Source organism: Bacillus sp. ABA4_010, from assembly GCF_056159105.1.
On the sequence record NZ_JBSWUN010000003.1, the window covers coordinates 1,947,875 to 1,971,066 of the forward strand.

The 23,192-nt window shown below is 39.5% G+C and carries 26 protein-coding genes; 10 read left to right on the forward strand and 16 right to left on the reverse strand.

Features of this window, described 5'->3' with window-relative positions; translation table 11 throughout:
* Positions 1–33 precede the first annotated feature (33 nt).
* The 4 genes from ACXAEO_RS10945 to pepF all read left to right on the forward strand — a co-directional run bounded on the left by ACXAEO_RS10945 (position 34) and on the right by pepF (position 3,714).
* On the forward strand, positions 34–558 hold the full coding sequence (locus tag ACXAEO_RS10945; protein WP_474880785.1) for a type 1 glutamine amidotransferase domain-containing protein: 525 nt from the start codon (positions 34–36) through the stop codon (positions 556–558).
* A 128-nt stretch (positions 559–686) separates the two neighbouring features.
* Positions 687–1,442, forward strand: a complete 756-nt coding sequence (locus ACXAEO_RS10950; RefSeq protein ID WP_474880788.1) for an exodeoxyribonuclease III — start codon at positions 687–689, stop codon at positions 1,440–1,442.
* 27 nt (positions 1,443–1,469) lie between these two features.
* Positions 1,470–1,892, forward strand: a complete 423-nt coding sequence (locus ACXAEO_RS10955; protein WP_474880791.1) for a DUF1284 domain-containing protein — start codon at positions 1,470–1,472, stop codon at positions 1,890–1,892.
* Between the two features lie 31 nt (positions 1,893–1,923).
* A complete protein-coding gene (gene pepF / locus ACXAEO_RS10960; RefSeq protein ID WP_474880795.1) occupies positions 1,924–3,714 on the forward strand; it encodes an oligoendopeptidase F in 1,791 nt (596 codons plus the stop codon).
* 68 nt (positions 3,715–3,782) lie between these two features.
* On the opposite strand, the gene ACXAEO_RS10965 is transcribed toward pepF, so the two are convergent.
* Positions 3,783–4,187: a hypothetical protein gene (locus ACXAEO_RS10965; protein WP_474880797.1), complete on the reverse strand. Its 405-nt coding sequence runs from the start codon at positions 4,185–4,187 to the stop codon at positions 3,783–3,785.
* A gap of 231 nt (positions 4,188–4,418) precedes the next feature.
* Between ACXAEO_RS10965 and ACXAEO_RS10970 the strand changes: the two genes are divergently transcribed.
* Both ACXAEO_RS10970 and ACXAEO_RS10975 read left to right on the forward strand, forming a co-directional pair.
* Positions 4,419–5,702: a nitroreductase family protein gene (locus ACXAEO_RS10970; protein ID WP_474880800.1), complete on the forward strand. Its 1,284-nt coding sequence runs from the start codon at positions 4,419–4,421 to the stop codon at positions 5,700–5,702.
* 69 nt (positions 5,703–5,771) lie between these two features.
* Positions 5,772–6,077 (forward strand): hypothetical protein, encoded by a 306-nt coding sequence (locus tag ACXAEO_RS10975; protein ID WP_474880802.1) that lies wholly within the window; start codon positions 5,772–5,774, stop codon positions 6,075–6,077.
* Positions 6,078–6,113: 36 nt separating this feature from the next.
* Here ACXAEO_RS10975 and ACXAEO_RS10980 read toward each other — a convergent pair whose 3' ends face one another.
* A complete protein-coding gene (locus ACXAEO_RS10980) occupies positions 6,114–6,398 on the reverse strand; it encodes a hypothetical protein (RefSeq protein WP_474880805.1) in 285 nt (94 codons plus the stop codon).
* Entirely contained in the window at positions 6,383–7,174 is a 792-nt protein-coding gene (locus tag ACXAEO_RS10985; RefSeq protein ID WP_474880807.1) for a hypothetical protein, read from the reverse strand. Before ACXAEO_RS10985 ends, ACXAEO_RS10980 begins: the two co-directional genes overlap by 16 nt.
* A 355-nt stretch (positions 7,175–7,529) precedes the next feature.
* Here ACXAEO_RS10985 and ACXAEO_RS10990 point away from each other — a divergent pair, with 355 nt between their 5' ends.
* A complete protein-coding gene (locus ACXAEO_RS10990) occupies positions 7,530–8,963 on the forward strand; it encodes an alanine/glycine:cation symporter family protein (protein ID WP_474880809.1) in 1,434 nt (477 codons plus the stop codon).
* Between the two features lie 934 nt (positions 8,964–9,897).
* Here the strand turns inward: ACXAEO_RS10990 and ACXAEO_RS10995 are convergent.
* From ACXAEO_RS10995 to ACXAEO_RS11015, 5 genes are all read right to left on the reverse strand, one after another.
* Entirely contained in the window at positions 9,898–10,203 is a 306-nt protein-coding gene (locus ACXAEO_RS10995; protein ID WP_474880811.1) for a hypothetical protein, read from the reverse strand.
* A gap of 90 nt (positions 10,204–10,293) precedes the next feature.
* The gene (locus tag ACXAEO_RS11000) at positions 10,294–10,668 is read right to left on the reverse strand and encodes a DnaJ family domain-containing protein (protein WP_474880813.1); all 375 of its coding nucleotides are present in this window, start codon (positions 10,666–10,668) and stop codon (positions 10,294–10,296) included.
* A 96-nt stretch (positions 10,669–10,764) separates the two neighbouring features.
* A complete protein-coding gene (locus ACXAEO_RS11005) occupies positions 10,765–11,784 on the reverse strand; it encodes a phosphotransferase (RefSeq protein WP_474880815.1) in 1,020 nt (339 codons plus the stop codon).
* A gap of 494 nt (positions 11,785–12,278) precedes the next feature.
* On the reverse strand, positions 12,279–12,617 hold the full coding sequence (locus tag ACXAEO_RS11010) for a thioredoxin family protein (protein ID WP_474880818.1): 339 nt from the start codon (positions 12,615–12,617) through the stop codon (positions 12,279–12,281).
* 13 nt (positions 12,618–12,630) lie between these two features.
* Positions 12,631–13,509, reverse strand: a complete 879-nt coding sequence (locus ACXAEO_RS11015) for an aldose 1-epimerase family protein (RefSeq protein WP_474880820.1) — start codon at positions 13,507–13,509, stop codon at positions 12,631–12,633.
* A gap of 243 nt (positions 13,510–13,752) precedes the next feature.
* Here ACXAEO_RS11015 and ACXAEO_RS11020 point away from each other — a divergent pair, with 243 nt between their 5' ends.
* Positions 13,753–15,180: a DHA2 family efflux MFS transporter permease subunit gene (locus ACXAEO_RS11020; protein ID WP_474880822.1), complete on the forward strand. Its 1,428-nt coding sequence runs from the start codon at positions 13,753–13,755 to the stop codon at positions 15,178–15,180.
* A 58-nt stretch (positions 15,181–15,238) separates the two neighbouring features.
* On the opposite strand, the gene ACXAEO_RS11025 is transcribed toward ACXAEO_RS11020, so the two are convergent.
* The 6 genes from ACXAEO_RS11025 to ACXAEO_RS11050 all read right to left on the reverse strand — a co-directional run bounded on the left by ACXAEO_RS11025 (position 15,239) and on the right by ACXAEO_RS11050 (position 19,996).
* Entirely contained in the window at positions 15,239–16,105 is an 867-nt protein-coding gene (locus ACXAEO_RS11025; protein ID WP_474880824.1) for a hypothetical protein, read from the reverse strand.
* A 91-nt stretch (positions 16,106–16,196) separates the two neighbouring features.
* The gene (gene fumC, locus ACXAEO_RS11030; protein WP_474880828.1) at positions 16,197–17,573 is read right to left on the reverse strand and encodes a class II fumarate hydratase; all 1,377 of its coding nucleotides are present in this window, start codon (positions 17,571–17,573) and stop codon (positions 16,197–16,199) included.
* Positions 17,574–17,772: 199 nt separating this feature from the next.
* A complete protein-coding gene (locus tag ACXAEO_RS11035; protein WP_474884109.1) occupies positions 17,773–18,423 on the reverse strand; it encodes a 2OG-Fe(II) oxygenase in 651 nt (216 codons plus the stop codon).
* A 153-nt stretch (positions 18,424–18,576) separates the two neighbouring features.
* Positions 18,577–18,963: a gamma-glutamylcyclotransferase family protein gene (locus tag ACXAEO_RS11040; protein ID WP_474880831.1), complete on the reverse strand. Its 387-nt coding sequence runs from the start codon at positions 18,961–18,963 to the stop codon at positions 18,577–18,579.
* Positions 18,964–19,096: 133 nt separating this feature from the next.
* Positions 19,097–19,723: a DedA family protein gene (locus ACXAEO_RS11045; RefSeq protein WP_474880833.1), complete on the reverse strand. Its 627-nt coding sequence runs from the start codon at positions 19,721–19,723 to the stop codon at positions 19,097–19,099.
* Between the two features lie 27 nt (positions 19,724–19,750).
* The gene (locus tag ACXAEO_RS11050) at positions 19,751–19,996 is read right to left on the reverse strand and encodes a YkvA family protein (RefSeq protein WP_474880834.1); all 246 of its coding nucleotides are present in this window, start codon (positions 19,994–19,996) and stop codon (positions 19,751–19,753) included.
* Between the two features lie 600 nt (positions 19,997–20,596).
* Between ACXAEO_RS11050 and ACXAEO_RS11055 the strand changes: the two genes are divergently transcribed.
* A complete protein-coding gene (locus ACXAEO_RS11055) occupies positions 20,597–21,049 on the forward strand; it encodes a hypothetical protein (RefSeq protein ID WP_474880837.1) in 453 nt (150 codons plus the stop codon).
* Between the two features lie 44 nt (positions 21,050–21,093).
* On the opposite strand, the gene ACXAEO_RS11060 is transcribed toward ACXAEO_RS11055, so the two are convergent.
* The gene (locus ACXAEO_RS11060) at positions 21,094–21,468 is read right to left on the reverse strand and encodes a hypothetical protein (RefSeq protein WP_474880839.1); all 375 of its coding nucleotides are present in this window, start codon (positions 21,466–21,468) and stop codon (positions 21,094–21,096) included.
* A gap of 157 nt (positions 21,469–21,625) precedes the next feature.
* Between ACXAEO_RS11060 and ACXAEO_RS11065 the strand changes: the two genes are divergently transcribed.
* Positions 21,626–22,066, forward strand: coding sequence for a cell wall hydrolase (locus ACXAEO_RS11065; protein WP_474880842.1), 441 nt, complete (start codon positions 21,626–21,628; stop codon positions 22,064–22,066).
* Between the two features lie 50 nt (positions 22,067–22,116).
* Here ACXAEO_RS11065 and ACXAEO_RS11070 read toward each other — a convergent pair whose 3' ends face one another.
* Positions 22,117–23,178: an LLM class flavin-dependent oxidoreductase gene (locus ACXAEO_RS11070; protein WP_474880844.1), complete on the reverse strand. Its 1,062-nt coding sequence runs from the start codon at positions 23,176–23,178 to the stop codon at positions 22,117–22,119.
* Positions 23,179–23,192: the final 14 nt, after the last annotated feature.

Sequence of the window (23,192 nt, forward strand, 5' to 3'; positions counted from 1 at the left end):
AAAAGTGAAGAAAGGCAAAGGAGGAAATACATAATGAAGTTGCAAGGAAAAAAAGTCATCCAGCTTGTTAGTGATGAATTCGAAGATCTCGAGCTTTGGTATCCAGTACTGCGCTTACGAGAAGAGGGCGCTATCGTTCATATCGCTGGGGAAAAAGCGAATGAAACGTACATCGGAAAATACGGTGTACCGATTACATCTGATTGCTCATTTAAAGAGGTGGATCCAAACGAGTATGATGCCATCTTAGTACCGGGAGGCTGGTCTCCTGATAAGCTAAGACGCTATGAAGAGATTTTGTCGATGGTTCAAGTAATGGACCAACAAGAAAAGCCGATTGGCCAAATTTGCCATGCCGGCTGGGTATTAATCTCGGCTAAAATTTTAAACGGACGAAACGTTACAAGTACACCAGGCATTAAAGATGACATGATGAACGCAGGAGCGAACTGGCATGACGAACCAGTCGTTGTCGACGGACACATCGTTTCAAGTCGCCGTCCGCCTGATTTGCCGGATTATATGCGGGAGTTCATTAACGTATTGGCAGAAAAATAAAGAAGCATAAAAAATACCACAACTATTCATTGAACTAGTCGTGGTATTTTTTATTGTATGAATACCAACTTTTACGATAAACTTTACAGAGTTATAAAGATTAACAAGCAAGGAGAATCCAGCATTTTATGAAATTGATATCTTGGAACGTCAACGGCATTAGAGCCTGTGTGAAAAAAGGCTTTCTCGACTATTTTCACGAAATGGACGCCGACCTTTTTTGTATACAGGAAACGAAGCTGCAAGCAGGACAAATTGACCTGGAATTAGAAGGTTATATTCAATACTGGAATTACGCAGAGAAAAAAGGCTATTCCGGTACGGCTGTATTTACGAAACACGAGCCTTTATCTGTTTCCTATGGGGTTGGCCTTGAAACTGAAGAAGCGGAAGGCCGCATTTTAACGCTAGAATTTGAAAACTTTTATTTAGTGAATGTTTATACACCGAATGCTCAGCGGGATTTAGCCAGACTTGATTTTAGGTTGGCTTGGGAAGATAAACTTCGTCTGCATCTTCAAGCGCTCGATAAAGTCAAACCAGTCGTTTATTGCGGTGATTTAAATGTCGCGCATGCCGAAATCGACTTAAAAAATCCAAAACCAAATCGAGGAAACTCAGGCTTCACCGAAGAAGAACGAGGGAAAATGACAACATTGTTGGAGTCAGGATTTATGGACACCTTCCGTCACTTTTATCCCGATCAAGAAGGGGCCTACACTTGGTGGTCTTATATGAACAAAGTCCGCGAGCGGAACATCGGATGGCGCATCGATTATTTTATCGTATCTGACCGCTTGAACGATCAACTGCAAGATGCCCAAATTCATTCACAAGTGATGGGAAGTGATCATTGTCCTGTTGTTCTTGAAATAGATTTATAAGAACAGACTAAAAAGGGGGGATGCGCGATGAAACACACCATATTAAGAGGTCATCATTTATTGTGCGTCCACGGTTTCAGAGGAATGGGCTATAGTCCAGAATTCGTCGAGAAAATGACCGAAATCGTGACAGATATACGAGACGACCAACTTGATTATCCGATTCAAGTTGTTGTCGGGCTCGATGAAACGTGTTCATTTTGTCCGCATCAAGGAGACGGCATTTGCAATCAATCTCAAACACATGTTATTGGATTAGATACGAATGTAACAACACATCTCGGGATTCGCCACGGAGACGTTTATCAAAAAAGCGAGCTTGTGGCGATGGTCGCTAATCAAGTGGAACCGGATGATTTGGACGTCCTTTGTAAAGGCTGTTCATGGCTCCGGTACGGGGTGTGTAAGGAAGGTATCCTTATGCTGAAAGAGCAATACAGCCGGAAATAAATAGAGAGAAAACAGAAAAGGAGTTTTGCCAATGAGAACGTATACGTCAAGAGACGATGTGCCAAACAGTGAAAAATGGGATTTAACTGATATTTATCCAGAAATGAGTGCTTGGGAAGCAGAGTATGCGAAAGTGCTAGAGATGGTTGAAACATTAAAAACGTTCGACGGTGCGATTCAAGATGCCCGCTCGTTATGTGATTATTTGCAGCTGACGGAAAACGCGCGCTATTTGTACAGCAAATTGTACGTCTATGCGCATTTGCAGATGGATACAGATACACGTGTGTCTGATTCCCAGGCTTTACTTGACCGTGCGGCACAGCTTGGCCGAAAAATGAGCAGCGCAACTTCGTTTTTCATGCCATTTTTATTAAGCCTAGAGGAAAGCGTGTTAAAAGGATACATAAAGGATGTACAGGAGCTTGCTTATTTTGAAGATGATTTACTTGAATCATACCGCTATAAAAAGCATGTCTTAAGTAAAGAACAAGAAGAAGTACTGTCTAAAATGGGCGAGGCACTTTCTTCTCCAAAAAATACGTTTGGAATGATCAACAATGCTGATATCCGCTTTGGAACGGTCACAGACGATAACGGAAATCAAGTTCCGCTTACAAGAGGCATGTATTCGAAGCTTATGGAAGACGAAAATCGTGAAAAACGAAAAGAGGCGTATCATGCATACTATGAGCCGTACGTTCAACTTCAAAACACGATTGCCTCAACACTGTCTTCGGCGATTAAAAATAATGTAACGCTGTCAGAAATGAGGAAATATCCGTCTGCGTTAGAGCGGGCGCTGTTTTCAGACATGATTCCAATAGATGTATATGACAATTTAATTGAAACGACAAAGCAAAACATTAAACCGCTTCACGAATATATGCGTATCCGAAAAAAGCAACTTAAAGTCGACGAATTACGCGCTTACGATTTAAGTGTTCCGTTAGTGAGCGGGATGAAGCAAGAAATTTCATACGAGGAAGCGTATGACACGATGCTAGAAAGCTTGAAGCCGCTCGGAGAGGACTATGTAGAGACGCTGAGAAGCTTTAAGGAAAAGCGCTATATCGACGTAAGGGAAACACCTGGAAAACGGTCTGGTGCTTACAATTTAGGTCTTTACGGTGTTCATCCGTTTGTTCTGTTAAATCATCAAGACGATTTAAACAGTTTATTCACGCTAACACATGAGATGGGTCATGCGATGCACAGCTATTATTCAAGTAAGCACCAGCCACAAATTAAAGCCGGTTACTCCATTTTCGTCGCTGAAGTCGCATCAACGGTTAATGAAGTGCTGCTTATCAAATACTTATTAAAGCATACAGACGACCCGCAAATGAAACAGCATTTATTGAATCATTTTATCGATCAATTTAAAGGGACATTCTTTACGCAAGTGATGTTTGCGGAGTTTGAAAAAATCACGCACGAAAAGGCAGAAAAGGGCGAACCGCTCAACGCCGCCGAATTCAGTCGTATTTATGAAAATCTGTTTCGTGAGTACAACGGAGACGACATTGTCTTTGAGGAGGAAGTAAAATATGGCTGGACACGAATTCCTCATTTTTACCGTCCGTTTTATGTATACAAATACGCAACAGGCTTTGCTTCTGCTATCCACCTTGCAGACCAGTTACTAAAGGGTGAACACTCGGCACAGGAAGCCTATTTAAACTTCCTCAAAAGCGGCAGCTCCGACTATCCGCTTGAATTATTAAAGAAAGCGGGCGTTGATTTATCAAAACAAGAACCAATCGAGCACGCCTTAACCATTTTCAACGGATTAGTTGAGGAATTTTCAAAACAAATATAAACAGAACAGAAAAAAGAGAGGCACAAATTCGTGTCTCTCTTTTCTTTACCTGAACTAAGATTCGTCGATTAATGTTCGGTCATACTTTTACCGGTCCATTGTGAGGCTTTTCTATCGACATACTGTTTAAGCAAAAGCCAATTGACTGGCTCTGATACTTCCATTTCATTCGTTTCAGGATTATACGGAATAGATCCTTCTGGGAGAAAATCATACCAGCCTTCATAACCTAGTTGTTCCGCCGTGCTTAATAAAACTTGATCCATCATCAGTTCAAAAATACTTTCGTTTCCAGCACAAGCGTCTTGAAGATCCATTCGGCTTATTAATAATTTAAGTGCGTTTAGCTTTAGTTCAGCTTCATTGCTTGCCAGCCCTTTCATTTCAACGCTAATTAAGTCTTGAGAATCATCGTCCTTGAAAGAATGCTGGATAAGTTTTTGTTCTAACGTTTGCGAATGTTGTTTTTTCACATCGTTCTCCTTAAAAGTTAGTTTTTAACGCTTTTACACTTTTGTACACGTATATTAACAAAACGGTTCTTTTATCACTAATGATTACTAGTTTAACATTCTTTCAAGTCTTTTTTGTACCAATACGAAAAACTCTTGAGTAGTCTGAATATTATTGACGAGTTATCATTTTTCCAACTATAGTAAAATCAAAAGGGAAGAATGTTCCGCATACATAGGGAGGAAAAATAAATGGCAATCAGCAACGGTTCTATTTTATTAAATTTTGAGCGGCTACAGTCTCAGCAGCAGCAACAACGTGTACAGGCATTCGTTGATACGATGCACGCTTCTCATGAAGCAAGCCAATTTTCCGAACGACCTGTTTCAGAAGATGTGATGGAGAAAATCATCCATGCAGCGGGTACGTCACCGTCAGGCGCTAATCAGCAGCCATGGACGTTTGTACTTATTAAAGATCCGCTCATGAAAAAACAATTACGTAAGGCAGCTGAGGAAGAAGGGAGGGAGAGGAAGCAAAACGTTGAAACAGACAAAGCGTTTTTGGAGTCTGCTCCGTATGTCGTTGCGCTATTTAAGCAAAAGTACGGCTTAGAACGAAAAAACGACGGCTCAATCGAAAAAGTGAAACATTACTACCCGAATGAATCAACGGCTATTTGTGCCGGATTTTTTATTGCGGCTCTAAAGCACGCCAGACTGGATTACCGAATTCATCGGCCGATCAAGGCCATGAAAGACTTCCTTCAGCGACCAGACAATGAAACGCCGTTTTTGTTGTTTGCTGTTGGGTATGCAAAGGTGCAAGAAGAGTTAGAACCATTTTCATTAGAAAGTTTAGTAGATGCTGATATCACTCTCTCTTTTTCAGAAAAAGAGACTCCCTTAAAGAAACCTGTTTTTCAATCTGATGAAGAACAATTAAACATGGCATCTCGCTATTATGACTTTATAAAACGAAGACGCAATGTTCGTGACTATTCAACAGAGCCTATTGATTTGACGCTTATTCAGCAAGCTTTTCAGGCGGTCACTGCCGTTCCAAAACTCACAAAGTCACAAGCCTTTCGTTTCGTACTTGTGAGTCATCTTGAAATAAAGAAGAAAATACGGGAGCAAGCGGAAAGTGAAGAAAAGAAGTTTTACGAGGAGAAAATTACGGATGAATGGCGGGATGTACTACAGCCGCTCGGTACGAATTGGCAAAAACCGCATTTAACAGATGCGCCGTATGTAATTGCAGCATTTAAAATAGAGGATTCTTCTTCAAAAGAAAAAACGATGCCGTTAATTAGTACGGGGATTGCTGTCGGTATTTTAATGTCTGCCTTGCATCATGCTGGGTTATGTACTTTAACACATACACCTAGTCCGATGACATTCTTGCGCGATTTATTAAAAAGACCAAAAGAGGAAATGCCAATTGTTGTTCTTCCTGTAGGCTATCCAGCAAAAGATTGCCAAGTGCCAGATATTACGAAAAAACCATTATCCCAAATTTTAGTCAAACGATAAACAGAACATGCTTCCTTCTTCGCTGTTTTTCTTTCCTTATGGTACGATAAGAAGGAAAGAGGTGACAGGATGGCTTTTGGCATTAAACGAGAAGAATTACAACGTTGGAAAGATAAAGTGAGAAGCGGAGAAATCGCCTTTTTGACACATTATTGGATCGATGAACGCTTTCCAGGCATGAAAACCGTCACGAAAGTCGGATGTGCCGATATCGAGCGTCTAGCAGAATGGGGCAAGCAATATGGCATTCCTTCACGCTATATTCATCATCGTTCCCATTATCCTCATTTCGACTTGCTTGGCGAGCGACAAATCGAAATTTTAACAGCAGAAAATCTATTGGAACAACTTCATCGTTTTCACAATAAAGACTAAAAAATGTTGTCTATTTGCTAGACAACATTTTTTAGTCTACTTAATTTCAGGTAAGTCATCTAACGCAAGCGGACCAGTTACGTTCTCATCTTGTACCTTCATAAAAAAAGCTTCTGTTTCAAAACCAATCGATGTTGTTAAGTCAAGCACATCGACATTTACTTTTAAATATCCGTCAGAAGGAAGAGAGACCGTATCAAGTGAAAACATGAGCTCTTTTCCATCATTTTCAGATGTAATATCCGTCCATTCATAATACCCGTCTTCTGTATAAGCATCATTTTCTTGTTCATAGACTGATATATTTAATCGATACGCCACATCCTCTTTCTCGGCAATAGAAAAGAAAAGGGAATCTTCTTCAACAGACTGAAGCTCGGCGTATTAAGCAAGCGGCTTTTATCTATTTCGAGCCCTGTCTTTTCCTCTAAATATTGATGCAACTCCTCATTATCAAATACGTTTTCAATATCTTGATTTTCGTGTTCTGTTCGACGATAGAACGCTTCATTGCTATGAACATCTTCGCGATCCGATGGCTCCACAGCACCATACAACAGCACATAATCATCTGCCATAATTTCTTGAGGATACCATTTATGATGATTCCCTGAGTAATTCCAAAACGCATCCCAGCGTACGGGTTCATCGTTTAATCCTCTTATATCTGCCCCTGTCGAAAAGGGAAGATGGTGAGAGATAAAATGATAATAGGCGAAATGATGCCCATATTCGTGAGCCAATGTTTCTCGATAAGCGGAAGGTTCTGTATATTGATCGCCATTATATAACGTAATCGTATTCGTCCATGCATGAAAATGAGCCTTCACACGGGAATCTGCATATGAACCTGCTTTTACCCGCACTTCTTGCAACATATAAATCTCACTTCCATGCTTATTTTTCAATAACTCTTCATATAAACCTTTTAACTTTTCCTCATCCCACGTGTCTGTATAGCTTAAAAAGGCAATTCCTTCAGGCGATGTGTATTTTGCTTGATAATTAGAATCATAAGCGGGAGAGTCCAAACTTAAGAGAATAGGTAAAAAGAGAAAAAGAGCTAATCGTATCATGATGTTTATTCGTTTCCCCATGATGATCACATCCTTCATCTCATTTTAGCATGAGCAAGAAAGGAAGAGTCTTACTTCATTTTTCCAAGTATGGAATACAGGAGCGGGTAAAAGGGGATGCTTTCCCCATATAATTACCTTTTTTGGATAATTACTGTTATGGAAAGAGTAAGATTATAACAATTTATGAGATTCCATATTTTGATATATTTAATTTTTCAGAAAAAAGAGAAAAAAGTGTATAATTTTGTCGAATGAGCAGATATAATTCAATTACACACACATTTAAACGCGAATCAGCTTTAAAGTGATAAAGGATAAAGATTGACCGGTCTTCATTCCAATTTCAAACAACGCATCTAGGAGAGTGAACATTATGGAAATGCTCAATGGCATTATTTCATCGTTGAACAACGTTTTATGGTCATACGTATTAATTGCCGCACTAATCGGAATGGGGATTTACTTTACAGTTCGAACAAAATTCGTTCAAATTCGATTAATTAAAGAAATGTTTCGTTTATTAGGAGATAAATCAATCGCTTCATCAGGCAGCAGTCAAAAAGATATTTCATCGCTTCAATCGTTCTTTATTGGGGCAGCAACTCGTATCGGAACAGGGAACATGGCAGGGGTTGCTATTGCCTTAGCAGTAGGGGGGCCAGGATCAATTTTTTGGATGTGGCTCGTAGCAATTATCGGAGGAGCTACAAGTTTTATTGAGAGCACACTTGCACAAGTATATAAAGTGAAAGATAAAAATGGCTTCCGCGGAGGCCCAGCTTACTACATGGAAAAAGGGTTAAATGCAAGATGGTTAGGCATTATTTTCGCTATTCTGATCGCGCTATGTTTCGGCCTTATTTTCAACTCTGTACAATCTAACACAATTTCAAGCGCGTTCAAAATAGCATTCGGCACAAATGAAATCGTCATGGGCGTTATTTTAACAGCTTTAACAGCTGCTATCATTTTCGGAGGCGTTCACCGCATTGCTAAATTCTCTGAAATTATCGTACCAATCATGGCTGTTTTCTATTTAATCATCAGCTTATATGTTGTCATCATGAACATTAGTGAAATGCCAGCTGTTTTCAGCTTAATCTTCAAAAGCGCATTCGGTTTCGAACAGTTTGCAGGCGGAACAATGGGGGCAGCCATCATGCTTGGTGTGAAACGTGGTTTGTTTTCAAATGAAGCTGGTATGGGAAGTGCACCGAACGCAGCTGCAACGGCATCTGTTACACACCCAGCAAAACAAGGGTTAATCCAAACACTTGGCGTATTCATCGATACATTAATCGTATGTAGCGCAACGGCTTTTATCATTCTATTATCAGATCAATACGGAAACACAGATTTAAACGGCATTGAATTGCTGCAGGCAGCACTTGCTTCACATGTTGGCGCATGGGCAAACACATTCGTAGCGATTTCTATCTTCTTATTCGCTTTCAGTTCCATTATCGGAAGCTACTACTACGGAGAAACAAACATTGATTTTATTAAATCAAGCAAAACATCATTACTTGTATACCGCTTAATGGTTCTAGGCATGGTTGCTTTCGGAACTATGGCAAGCTTAGAATTCGTTTGGAGCCTAGCAGACTTAGCAATGGCACTGATGACACTCATTAACTTAATTGCGATCTTCTTATTAGGAAAAGTGGCTTTTGCGGTCTTACAAGACTATGTATCACAGCGAAAAGAAGGGAAGGAGCCTGTATTTAAAGCAGAGAGCATCGACGGTTTAACAAACGCATCATGCTGGGAAGAAGAAACAAAACCAGAAGAAAGAATTGCGAGTTAATTATATAAAAAAAGAACGGGGAGATGCCCTCGTTCTTTTTTTACGGCTGTAACAACACAAAGAAAAATGAATTTTTATTCAAAATAATTCATTTTGGTACAAAATATGCGGGGCTTATAACTTATATTTTGGATATATATTCACAAATAACCATTTTTAACCAATGGTGATCAAAAAAGAAAATTTATTTATTAGAACATCTGGCAGCATAGAACAGCCAATCAGATACATAGTAGTGATGGTAAAATAAAACAACGTAACACATTATGTAAACTAGAAAAATGATGAAAACCTTCGGAACACGTAACCATATTATATAGACGAGCTATAGCGCTAAATGAAAAATAATACAAGAAATGAAATCATTTTTGTGATCATTAACATTAAATTAATCGTACGCATAAATGTCTAAATTCATTTACAGCAACAAGCGAATTTTATTGCAATTGAATTATGAATTAGCCATTTATATATACATATGAAATTTATTTACAGATTTATTATATATAGCAAGCAATCTCATTTTATTTCTAATATCTCATTATTCTAAGTATACTTGTATTTTGATATGATATGTAGTTGATTTCAGTTAACGTTCTATAATATATATTATGTAAACTAGAAAAATGAAAAAATAAAAGGATTAGATTTTATCTTTATCATCCCAGCCCCTTCCTTTTAACCTAGCCATTATTACTGCTAAATTGATGATAACTGATTCAAATGTATTCTGTAAGTAAGTTTCCTTATAATATAATCAAATATCTTTAAGAATACTCCCGCTCCTAGAAATCGATAAATCCCGCTGGTTTGTTGTAATTACTAATTATTTGAGTGACTTGCTGCTATTGAGATAAAATTTTATAACTACTCTTTTATTTATACGCTTTAACTAAGGTCAGTATATTTTGAGAAATTTGATGCTTATAATGGTTCAAAAGTCATCCTTTTGAGAAAAAGTAATACACTGATTATGATGATGAACACAGCCATCTGTTATGAACAGACCTAATACCCATGCCATTTTATGTGTCCAAGTTTTAAAGAAGTCTTCATTCACCTTATGCTTCCGCGGACGCCCTGATGACTTTTCTCGATTCATTTCTACTCCATGTTTATGCACGACCGCTCGAATAGCACGATCTGAAAGACCGATAATTGGTTTCATTTCTTTAAATGGCATCCCGCTTTTGTACAATTCAATGATGAGCTCATCTGTAATTCCTGGATTTCTTGGCATTTGTCCCCTCTCCTTTTATTCCATAAATTACCTATACGTTAATTATACAAACGTACGTTCTTTCGTGCAGTGTTTAAAGAGGATTTTACGCTACTCAAACAACTTATCAATCTTCTCAACATATGACCCAAACCGTGAATTGGTATGAGTCTGCCTTTTCTTCATTATTTCATTAAAACGCATTCTTTTTTTCGTTAGCTTTTTCTCTAATCGAATCTTTTCTGCGTCATCTTGGCAGCAAGCAATTAAATCTTCAAGACTCAGCATCTCTTTCTTTAGCTCTAATTCTTCATTGACGAAGCCTGCGTTCTTTAGTAAACGATAGCCCATCTTGAGTTCAGGAGACATACCCGGCAAATCATCTTTCAATTCGAGCGGTTTTCCCATCCCTGCAATGTTATCCATTTCTCCAGATTGAATAGCCGCTTTTATTTTATCCTCGGCGATTGTTGTCATGATATCCATTTTACAACACCTCCATTTTTACCTACTTATGCATGATCGTATCATTTTATCTCTGTCTTCTTGCCCCATTCTCAGTACCCTTACATGGTTAATATGCTATAACAGTCGCTCCCTACATGTACGAATCAATCTCTCTTGATTAAAAGTGAGCCAACTCGCTCTAATCGCATTGTTATGTAGTTGTTTCTTAACATGATCCACTGAATCTACCTTATCCCAATAGCGACCTAAAAAGTGGATAAAGACATCTAATCCTCGAAGTTGGACAAGAGTTGGAATAATCGTGATTTCATCTTCCGTGAGCTTCATCACGCTGCCATATCCAGAAAGAAAAGCATCAATTTTCCCCCATATTACAGCGTCCTCCTCGTCAGGGCGAATGAAGTTTGCTAAACAAACTGCTAGTTCCATTGCTCGTAAATCGTGTGTGACAAATTCAAAGTCTAAAACCGCTGAAACGGTTCCTTCTTCGTTTATGAGAATGTTGGATGCGTTCAAGTCTCCATGAACGAGCTGATGCGGTAACCGCTTTAATGTTGGGGCTATCTTTTGAAAAGCGTCAATTTGGTTGGAAATATGACTTAATTCCGCCTCCTGTCCTGCAAATTCGATTGGCGGATTCTCGCAAAAATTCGTTAACTTTTGCAACGAACAGTGAGGATGCGTATGTTCAATGTCATAATACGGTCTATAAATTGGACTCTCATTCGTTTGTGTCCGTGCAAGAGCATTTGTTAATTGACCCGTTATCTTTCCGAAAGAGTAAAGCTGATTTAATTCAATAAGCTGAGAGTTTTTACCATCCAAAAAGTGAAATACACTGGCAAGCTTCCCATCCTTTGTTCTCGCAATCGTATTTCCATCCTTTGTCGTTACAGGTTCTGGGATGCTAAAGGTAAGAGGCAATTCTTTTACAGCAAGTAGTATAGCATGTTCATACCTCACCTTTCGCTCATCTTGATGCGTTTCGTAAATCCGAACGACATATTGTTCATCATCTACTGTTAAAAATCGAGTTGTATTATTAGAGCCAGACGGACCAGTCCATATGTCCCAGCTTCCGACAGGAAAAAAATAAGCAAGAATTTCATTTATATAGGTTTTCTCTCTTTTCATATAACCACATAATTCCTTTACATTTGTATAGATTTCATTTTCAGATATGTTTATTATACTAAAAGACTTCCCTTACAGAATAAGAAAAAGCGTTCCTTCTTGGAGCATCGCCAGTTTCCTTCCTTCATTCCTCGGTTTATTTCTGCCTTCTTTTCCAAACTTGATGATTCAAATTCAATGGCATTCTCCATCCCGTCCGTTGTAATGACAAAGATTACTTTTCCTATTCAAGTCCAGTCATAGACCCGCTCCGATCAAGCAAAAGCATCTAGTATTATTCTAGATTAAGTCAAAGGCTGCTACTCACTTGATTCCAGAGGTTCTCATAAGCAAGAGGTGTCTCTAGAACGCCTATTTGAAAAGAATTTTGAAACGACCAACGAGATTTCAGGAAATTCAAAGCTTTCAACTAAAGAAAAACTCAAAAAGGTCATATACGATAAAAAAATAAAAGCCGATGATTCCTTCACGGAGGAAAATCGGCTTTTATTCGTTTAGCTCTTTGTATATAAATCATAAATCTTCTTAATTTTATCCTCAAATTGCTGTAAGTGGACGAATCTGGCTTCCCTTAACAGTTCTTTTCCATCTGCGAATAGAAGAAGAACAGGAACAGTGAAAATTGAAAAATGGCCCGCTATTTCCTCTATATCGTCTGCATTAATATGCCCTAATTGAATGAGCGGGAATTGATTGAGTAATTCGCGCACTTGGGGCAATAAGGCGTGACAGACGCTGCAGTTTGTTTTTGATATATAGATGAAGCTTAGTTGATGCTCCTTGATGAAACGGTCAACCATGTCCAACGATGTTAATTCTTTTAGTTCTTTCATTCCGTTTCCTCCATTATTTAAATGTCATCGTATACTCCGCTCGGAATGTTTGTCCGACTTCTAGTGTATTTACGCCAAATTTCTCTTTCATGTCTCCAGTGGTATCGTGTGTATCGGCAATGCCATACCAAGGCTCAATGCAGACAAATGGAGCAATTGATCCATCTTCGTCCATATATTTGGACCAAATTCCGACAAACGGAAATTTTTCAAACGATACTTCTACTCCGTGATTCGATTTGCTCGATACAAGTGCAGCCTGATCGATGTTGCTGTAAACGAGCGCGTCATGTGCAAACAAATCATTTGTAAGCGGAATGGCTGAAAAATCATGAACAATTCCTTTTTCATGAATTAACGAATTCTTTAATTCATATTGAGTGACTTTTTCATTTGCTGCAGGCGTTAAATGGACAAGATAGTCCTCTACACTTTCATTTTCTAAAAGCGGAATATGAAATGCTGGATGCGCACCGATGGAAAAATGCATCGTTTCATTGTTTTCATTCACAATTTCCCACTGCACAGTAAGCGAGTCCTCTTGAAGGGTATAATGAATAAACGCTGTAAATTCATAAGGATATACATCGCTAAAACGGCCAGCTGACTGAAACTGAAACGAAGCCTTTGTAGTCGTTTGTTCCTGAACATTAAATACAACGTCACGCAAAAAGCCGTGCTGTGACATTTCGTACGTTTGACCATCAAGTTCATAGCGATCTTCCTTTAAACGACCAACAATCGGAAATAACACTGGTGAGACACGTCCCCAGTAGGCACTGTCACCTGTCCACATATAGTCCAGTCCATTTTTCTTATGCATGACTTTCCGCACTTCCGCTCCGCTGCTTGCGATTTCAACTTTTAACCAATCATTTTCCATAATAACCATCTTTTATCCCTCATCTCTCTCGTAATCCATTTTGTTCATTATATAAAAAATCTTTTAGTCCTCGTAATCTTAAATTTATTCATCCAAAAAATCAATTCATTCACATTTGTAAATCATTAAGCAAATTCATAGCTAATTGATGTGAAATCATGTACTATACGAAAGGATGTCATTTTGGAAACTATTTTATACTCAAATGGTTTGATGTCGAATTAAGATGAAGAAAGGAATTGAACGATCGAAATGACTACATCAACTACTAAGCATTCTACAATTGTATCCCTTCTTCTTATTGGTACGTTTATCGCCATATTGAATCAAACGTTAATGATTACAGCGATACCACCGGTGATGGAAGAAATGGACATTACCGCAAACAGCGCACAGTGGCTGACAACAGTTTTTATGCTCGTGAACGGAATTATGATTCCCGTGAGCGCCTTTTTATTAGAGCGTTTTTCAACGAGACAGCTCTTTATCTCAGCTATGAGTATTTTTGCGGTCGGTACGTTAGTTGCAGGGCTTGCGCCAAACTTTGAAATATTACTACTTGGGCGAGTCATTCAATCAAGCGGAGCCGGCGTTATGCTCCCGCTCATGCAGACAGTTTTTCTTATGATTTTCCCCGTCAATAAGCGCGGGGCGGCAATGGGATTAGTCGGACTTGTGATTTCATTTGCTCCGGCTATCGGACCGGCTTTATCGGGTTGGGTTACCGAACACTATTCTTGGCGCGTTTTGTTTTTCATTATTTTGCCGATTGCCCTTATTGATATTCTTGTTGCTTTTATTGCACTGAAAAATGTCACAGAAGTAACAAAACCGAAAATCGATGTCATCTCCATTGTTTTATCTACAATTGGATTTGGCGGCTTGCTTTACGGATTTACAAGCGCAGGGAACTATGGGTGGACGAATTACATGACCATCTTGTCTTTAGGCGCAGGAGCGGTAGCCCTTGTTTTATTTATTACAAGACAATTACGTCTAGAGCACCCAATGCTTGAATTCCGAGTCTTTAAGTATTCCATTTTTCCACTAGCCATTATAATCGGAATGATTACCTTTATTGGCTTAATCGGGATGGAAACCATCATTCCGCTATTTATGCAAAATATGCGTGATTTCACAGCTTTTGAAGCTGGATTGGCGATGTTACCAGGAGCTTTAATTACAGGGTTAATGTCACCGATTATCGGTCGAGTTTTCGATAAAGTTGGTGCGAGATGGCTCGTTATTACTGGTTTACTCATTATGTCCGTCTCTTCATTCGCTTTTACAAACTTAGGACCCTCTACATCCTTTCTCTATATTACGGTTACGTACAGCGTGCGGATGCTTGGATTGGCAATGGTGATGATGCCCGTTTCAACCGCTGCATTAAATCAGCTTCCAAAACGTTTAATTGCGCATGGAGCGGCAATGGATAATACGATGAAAATGATCGCAGCATCAGTTGGTACAGCTATTCTTGTGACAGTTATGACGACAACAGCGGAAAGCGCGGCACAGCGTCCTGATATTCCGTATCCGGATATGTACGGCGTGAATATCGCATGTATCGTTGTCGCCGTTCTTTCATTAGCAGGTCTTATTATTGCTTGGTTTATTAAAAATAACCAAACAGCAGAAGAACAAGAATTCACACCTGTACAAGTAAACAAACAGTAAACAAATAAGAGCCAGTCACTTATTCAATAAGGGGCTGGCTCTTATTTATGACAAAAGCTTATTCTTCACTATCAAAAATCTCCCAAATCTTATGTTCAACCCGAAGATTTGAAGGCAAATCCTCATAACCTAGTTCGAACTCCGCATGTCCTCCAACCGCGTGAATTGCCGGAATACTGATTCTGAAAGCATCTTCTGTAAAATAGGTGAAAGTTTCGGAGTGCTTTTCTGTTCCGCTGCTGTCTAATGAATCGGCATTTTCAAAATCACTGACCGTTACACTTCCCTTTAAGTCACCCGCGATTTCTTCAAGCTCTAGGTTCACTACATGAAAAGCGTCTGATTGAAAAAGCTCAACGAATTCTTCATTAACCATGACCACATCAGTCAGTTTCATCCTCTTTGCGTTCGTTACATCAATATTTGTTGTATAAAACATATTATTCGGATGGGCCGTCCCTTCCACAAAAGCAACACCTGAATACTGTACACTTAAAAAAGCTGGATGTTGGAAAGAGATAGTATAATCAATCTCCATGTTTAACCCTTCTGTTTCAGGATAAAAGTTCATTACTTTGTACGCTTCATCAAATAATAGCTGATTAAGTTCTATTTGTTTTGCTTCACTTGCTAGACCGCTAATTTGAGGGTAATAGATGGTAATGTTGTTTTCTTTATAGAGTTCTTTTGCTAGTTCATATTCTCCTTCGTCTGAGACATTGGAACCTTCTGTCGTTTCTTCCGGAGTTTCTTTTACTTCATCCTCTACACTTACATTTTCTTCAACGGTTTCTGTTACCATCTCTTCTTGTTTCATGTCTTCCTGATCTGTTGTCGATTGACTGCTTTCTTCTGTTTGACCACATGCTGTCAGTAAAAGACTTGAGGACAGCATAACTGTAAAAATCATCCTATGTTTATTCAATGACTAGATTCCCCTTTACTCTTTATACAATTATCATATTGTATTGTAAAAGAAATGAAAAGCGTTGTAAGGTATCCCGTCTCCGGGCTTCTTACTCTTTTGGATGAATCATGTCCTCTGGACGAACAAATTGGTCAAACTGCTCTTCAGTTAACAATTTTAATTGCAGCGTCGCTTCTTTTAACGTTAATCCTTCTTTATGCGCTAACTTGGCAATACGAGCCGCATTTTCATAACCGATATGCGGATTCAGTGCTGTGACGAGCATTAACGATCTTTGAAGATTTTCTTGGATGGTTTCTATATTGGCTTCAATGCCTGCTGCACAATGATCGTTAAAGGATACCATCGCATCCGCTAATAATTTGGCCGATTGAAGGAAGTTATGGATGATGACGGGTTTAAAGACGTTTAATTCAAAGTTCCCTTGACTTGCTGCCATACTGATGGTGGTGTCATTCCCCATGACTTGGCAAACAACCATCGTTAACGCTTCGCTTTGTGTGGGGTTAACCTTACCTGGCATGATGGAACTTCCTGGTTCATTAGCGGGAATGGTTAATTCCCCAATCCCACAGCGCGGGCCGCTTGCTAACCAACGCACATCATTGGCTATTTTCATTAAATCAGCAGCGAGCGCCTTTAATGCGCCGTGCGTATAAACGATTTCATCATGACTTGTTAAAGCATGAAATTTATTGCTTGCGGTCACAAATTCTTTTCCTAACAGCTCACTGATTTGCTCGGCCATCATCTCGCCATATTGCGGATGTGCATTAATCCCTGTGCCAACGGCCGTACCACCGATTGCCAATTCTCTCATCGGATTAAGACTTGTCTTAATCATCGTTTCTGTTTTTTCAAGCATTCGATGCCAGCCGCTCATTTCCTGTCCTAACGTTAATGGTGTTGCATCTTGCAAGTGAGTGCGTCCAATTTTAATCACGTCCTGAAAATCTTCTATTTTTTGAGCAAATGTCGCTTTTAGCTTTTGAATCGCCGGCAGCACTTCATCCTCAATCACACATACACCGGCTATATGCATGGCAGTTGGAAAGGTATCGTTGGAGCTTTGTGATTTATTAACATCATCATTTGGATGAACTGTTGCATTCTCTAGTAATTGATTCGAGCGATTTGCAATCACTTCATTCACATTCATATTGGATTGAGTACCGCTTCCGGTTTGCCAAACCACAAGCGGAAAGTGGTCATCAAGTTTCCCTGCTAAAATTTCATCTGCTGCGTTGACGATTGCTTCTGCTTTCACATCATCAAGTTTTCCTAATTTCTTGTTTACTAATGCCGCACTTTTCTTCAAAACAGCAAAAGCTTGGATCACTTCTTTAGGCATTCGTTCTGTTCCAATTTTGAAGTTTTGACTACTTCGCTCCGTTTGCGCTCCCCATAATTTATCTGCTGGAACTTGAATTTCACCGATGGTATCTTTTTCGATTCGAAAGTTCATGTATACAGTCTCCTTTTATTTAAGGTTAAAAAAACGAATGGAAGTCAATATTTCCATGTGAAAGTTCGAAATGACCATGCCGTCTTCCTGTTAGAAGTTTCCATAAAAACTTCTTTTTACTCTCGTATAGATAGTTTCCTCTTTTTTAAATTTAAAAAACACCCGCTCAGCTATTTTGCTAAGGGGTGCTTGCCATTATTTATGTGAGTGCTTTCCGTCTCATCCACTGTGTTGCAGCCCACTTATCGCCAATCATGACAGGAGCACCGCCATGCAGGGTCCGTTCGTTTAACGTCTGGTCATTGTAAAAATATTCGAAGTAGACAGCCATTCCTTTTTGCGGAGAAACCGAAAAATTGAGCTTAGGGAAAAACGTTTCTCCGCCATGTTCCACATCATTCAAGTACATCACAAGCGTACTAATCCGTGGATTCGTGACTGGTCCATTGGCTGATGAGAAAAAATCAAAATGCGCTTTATATTCTTGGCCCATTTGATAGTTCAAAATTTGCAGACCTTCTCCATGTTCTATCGGTACATTCATAATTGACGCTATTCTTTTTTCAATTTTTGTCACAACCTCATTTTCCGCTTGCTCGAAAAACATGCTTGTGCTTGTTCGAAGTTCATGCATTTCACGGGCATTGCCAATTTTCGAACGATCCAGTTTATTTTTGGACAAACGTATGAGTTCATCACATTCTTCATCACTTAACACATTCCCTAAAATAACGATTAGCGGTTCTTCTAATTTAGCCACAATCTTAATTTCTCGATCTTCTGTTTGAATTTTATTTCCAACATGATTAAAAATCGTTTGCTCTTTCAGCGTTAAGTCGATCGCATCCATTGACACCGTTCATCAACCTCTTTTTATATGTGATAATTTTCTAAATAATTATACTATTACTTTGTCATTTGCGCTACAGAAAAATGAATGCGCTTTCTAACTTTTCCTCCCGCGTTAACGGGATAAAAAACTTCCTCCGATGAAACAGATGGATTAAGTGCGCTGTTTCCAATCTCCAGTTGTTATTTTCGTAAGCTTTGCCGCCTTATAAGAAGAATAAATATATACATAAGCTTCAACACTGCCGCTATTTGTGTAAATGCTCTGTCTAATTCGCTCGTAATCATTAGACATTCCTTCTCCTTCATAGCCTTCCAGCCAGTCGAGCTTCCTTAGCTGATTTGCATTTACTTCATATAACTCCCCGTACACTTTCTGATTTTTGTCCTGGACCATCGCTGGATAACCGCAACCTGTGTCATAAAGAATACCGTACGTCCAGCACTCGCGCGCAAGACATGCTGCATCCTCTAATAAATAGTGATTGGCTTCGTCTTTGCGAAGGGTTCCGTACACAAAAACAACATACGTTTTATTCATAGATTTAGCTCCTCTCGCTCTCCTTTATACTTACGTTCACTTCATCACATTCATTTTACCGACATTCTCCTTTCCTGTAGAGAAAATAAAAAAGCCCGCTCAGCTGACAAGCTAAAGCAGGCACATGGATCCATTATTTCTTTTCGTATTGAACATTCCTTTTTCTTTTTTTCATAAACAGTCCCACCAACAATAAAAAGAACACTCCGAGTAAGGCGTACACAATATTAGAGTACATGTCCATATAAAGTACGATGTTTTCCCATGATGCCCCAACGGCTGCTCCTATGTTAATGAGAACCGCATTCCAGATGAACGTCCCAAGTGTCGTTAATAACAAAAAGAGACCGAAATGGATGCGTGACATACCTGCTGGAATCGAGATTAAGCTTCTAATTAACGGGATAAACCGGCAGAAAAATACAGTCCATATGCCATATTTGGAAAACCACGTTTGTGCATGATGAAGGTCTTTTCTGGAAAGTCTCAAGATGTATCCCCATTTATCCACTACTTTTTCCAATCGCTCCATATCGATAAGTGAACCGATCCCATATAGAATAACCGCCCCGATGACAGAACCAATAGTGGAAGAAACAATGACACCTCCAATACTTAAGTCAGTTGTTGTGGTGATAAAGCCTCCAAACGTTAAAATGACTTCTGACGGAATCGGGGGGAATACGTTCTCAAGCGCAATTAATAAAAGAACGCCCATGTATCCGTATTGTTCAATAATATCGGTAATCCAATTTTCCATTTCTATACTCCTTCTAGAAAAAACTTTTTAAATAAGATCATATTTGTCTCTGAGAGATGGTGGCGCTATTTTAACCAGTCTTTCCAAAATAAATGTGGCAATGACAACATCGTCCACAATTCCAAAGAACGATAAAAAGTCTGGAATGAGATCAAATGGAAAGAAGGCGTATGTCAAGATTCCAAGAACCCCGAGCGCTTTATGATGTGACTTTACTTCTCGTGAAGTAAAGAAATCCTTTAAAAACGGAATGAATCTCCAAAATTTTAACATAAATTTTAGTCTCTTCATAAATTTAAGCAACCCAATCACCTTTTCTTAGAAATTTAAGGTTTAATAGCATGAACATTTAAATGTTGAATGGTTAAGACAATACTGTTGTGAAGACGTGGTGGATTCTTCACCTCTAAAGTGACAGATGAAAAGACTTGACTTTCAATCACTGTCAGTAATACAAGCGTGAAAAACAGGTTCCGTATGGCCGCTGATTTCAACTAAAATCGTTTCTCCTTATAAGTGTAATTGAATACTAGTAAAAAACCGACAGTACGAAATAAAAAAACCTTCACCATGTGCGGCAAAGGTTTTATACAAATAAAGACCTTCACCGCAGTGCAGTAAAGGTCTTGCTAACAACGGAATGTTGCCAACAAAGCCGAGAGCAGTATTGCTCCGAAATGACGACTTTGCTGTAAAAGCTACTCCCCTTTAGGAGGTGTTCGACTGTTTAATATAAGAATAAGAGAATGTCCATCTATCTGTCAATTCTTTTTTATAATGGATTAGGCGCATAGCCGAGTTTCCGTTCCGCCCTCCTATACATACCATACATCATTGAAGATGATTCAAACCAAAAAGAAAGAAGTGATATCCGTGCAGTTTTATTATCATTATCCGGCAACCTCTTATGACGGACGAATGAATCCGTTCAACATATTTGTTCCGCCTCCGCCGCCTGCCCCTGGTTCCGGACAACAAGGACCGTTTATGCCAACACCTACACCAATGCCGGCACCAACTCCAACACCGCAGCAACCATCTTCCGGGGCTATGCCGCCTCCGCCTGCTTCGCCTCCACCCGCTCAAATCCCGCAAAAACCAGGGACGGGTCTTCCACCAGGTACGTTTGGATATGTGCCGCCGATTTCTATTAATCAGTGCATGTATAGAATTTCTTATATATGGCCGTCAGGAGGAGCGCAAGGGTTTTGGTTTTATCCTTACTATGTAGATGGAAGATCTGCCGCGGGGTATATATGGAATGGCTTTTCGTGGCAACCGACTGGTTTTGATTTAAATTTAATTGACTTAATTACATGCACGTAAACTCATAGTAGAAGAGATTCCGTCATGGAAATTCAATGACTTTTTCATGACGGGTCCATAGGATTGGTTTCATATCGATTGTAAGTTGTATCAAAAACATAAACTTCTTCTAACAAAACACCTGTACCGGATCCTTTGTTTAAAATGATGGTTAATTCGTTCTTTTCATCTTTGTTAATGTCCTCATAAATCATTTGTGGATAAGTAGGATTAGCAGTACTTATCCAAAAAGGTTTGGAGTAAATCGTCCCATTGAAAGCGAGTTTAAAATCATAATATAAACCATTCCTTTCTTTCGCATATAAGGTAATATTTTCTTCACTTAACTTTCCCACAATCTGTAGTTTGTCAGTAACAGCAGCTTTACTTGGAGTGACCACAAAAAGAAATAAGATGATAAAAACAATGTATGTTCTCATTCCTTCAACACCTCATTTTAGTGTTTCTTGTGCACCTTTTTTAATGTAAAAACAGCGTTGAGCTTTTTATGTTCTTTCTTGTTTTCTCTCCTTATTCCAAACCGGTTAACATGTTTACCGTCCTTTTTTAATACAATTCTTTTAGAGGTGATAAAAAATGCCAAGAGTTAAATATACCGACAAAGATGTTGATTTAATGGCACGGATGATGAGGGCAGAAGCCGAAGGTGAAGGGCGATTGGGGATGCTTATGGTTGGGAATGTCATTGTCAATCGACTAAAAGCGAATTGTTTAGATTTCAAAAATTTAACGTCCATCCCGCAAGTCATTTACCAAGTACAAGGCGGAAATTATTCATTTGAAGCCGTCCAAAAAGGAAATGTCTTTTACAACCGAGCACGAGGTGTCGAAAAAAAGTTAGCAAAACAAACATTGGATTACTGGAGAGAACACCCTTCTAAATACTCACTTTGGTATTTTAATCCTTACGGTCCTTGTCCTCCTACATGGTATGACCAACCAGCTTCCGGACAATATAAACAGCATTGTTATTATGAACCGAAGGCTAATACATGTGAAGGTGCTTACAGATGGTAACCCCCCACACACCGTGTAGGGGGTGTTTCTTTCCTATTTGAGACGGAACTTTACAACTGACCTCCACCTGCTGCTTCCCATCTCGCAATTTCTTCTCGGACGATTGGCGCTGTTTCTTTTCCGAACAGTTCAATTGCCTTCATGACTGCATCATGGGGCATTGAGCCGACTGGTACATGCAGCATAAAGCGCGTAATGCCAACATGTTTCCGAAGATGAATGATTTTTCCAGCCACTGTCTTCGGATCTCCTACATACAAGGCGCCTTGAAAGCTGCGGGCAGCATCATATTTAGTACGGTCATAGTGACCCCAGCCCCGCTCCCGTCCTAATACATTCATGACTTGCTGGGTAGAAGGAAAAAATTGATCCGCTGCTGTTTCGGTGTCTTCTGCCAAAAAGCCGTGCGAATGCGAAGCGACTTGCAGCTTAGATACATCATGTCCTGCATGCGCAGCTGCTTTTTTATAAAGCTGGACAAGCGGCTCAAACTGAAGCGGACTCCCGCCGATAATCGCCAAAACGAGCGGCAATCCGAGAAGACCGGCACGGACGACGGATTCTGAATTCCCTCCACTTCCAATCCATACTGGCAATGGCTGCTGAACTGGACGCGGATATATTCCTACATTTTCAAGGGCTGGCCGGTAGTTCCCTTTCCATGTAATTTTTTCAGATTCTCGAATTTTCAACAGCAAATCCAGTTTTTCTTCAAACAGTTCATCATAGTCTTCTAATTCATATCCAAACAGTGGAAAGGATTCAATAAAAGAACCGCGGCCTGCCATAATTTCCGCACGACCATTTGAAATACCGTCTAGTGTCGCAAAATCTTGAAATACTCGTACTGGATCGGCAGAGGACAGCACCGTCACGGCACTTGTCAGTCGAATTCTTTTCGTCTGCGCCGCCGCAGCAGCCAGCACAACGGCAGGATTGGATGCGGCAAAATCTTCGCGATGATGTTCCCCTACACCGAATACATCTAACCCCACTTGATCAGCTAGAACAATTTCTTCGACTACTTCCCGTAACCGCTCGGCATGACTAATTACATGACCTGTTTGGACATCGGGCGTTGTTTCCACAAATGTACTGATACCTAACTCCATGAAAAGACCTCCTG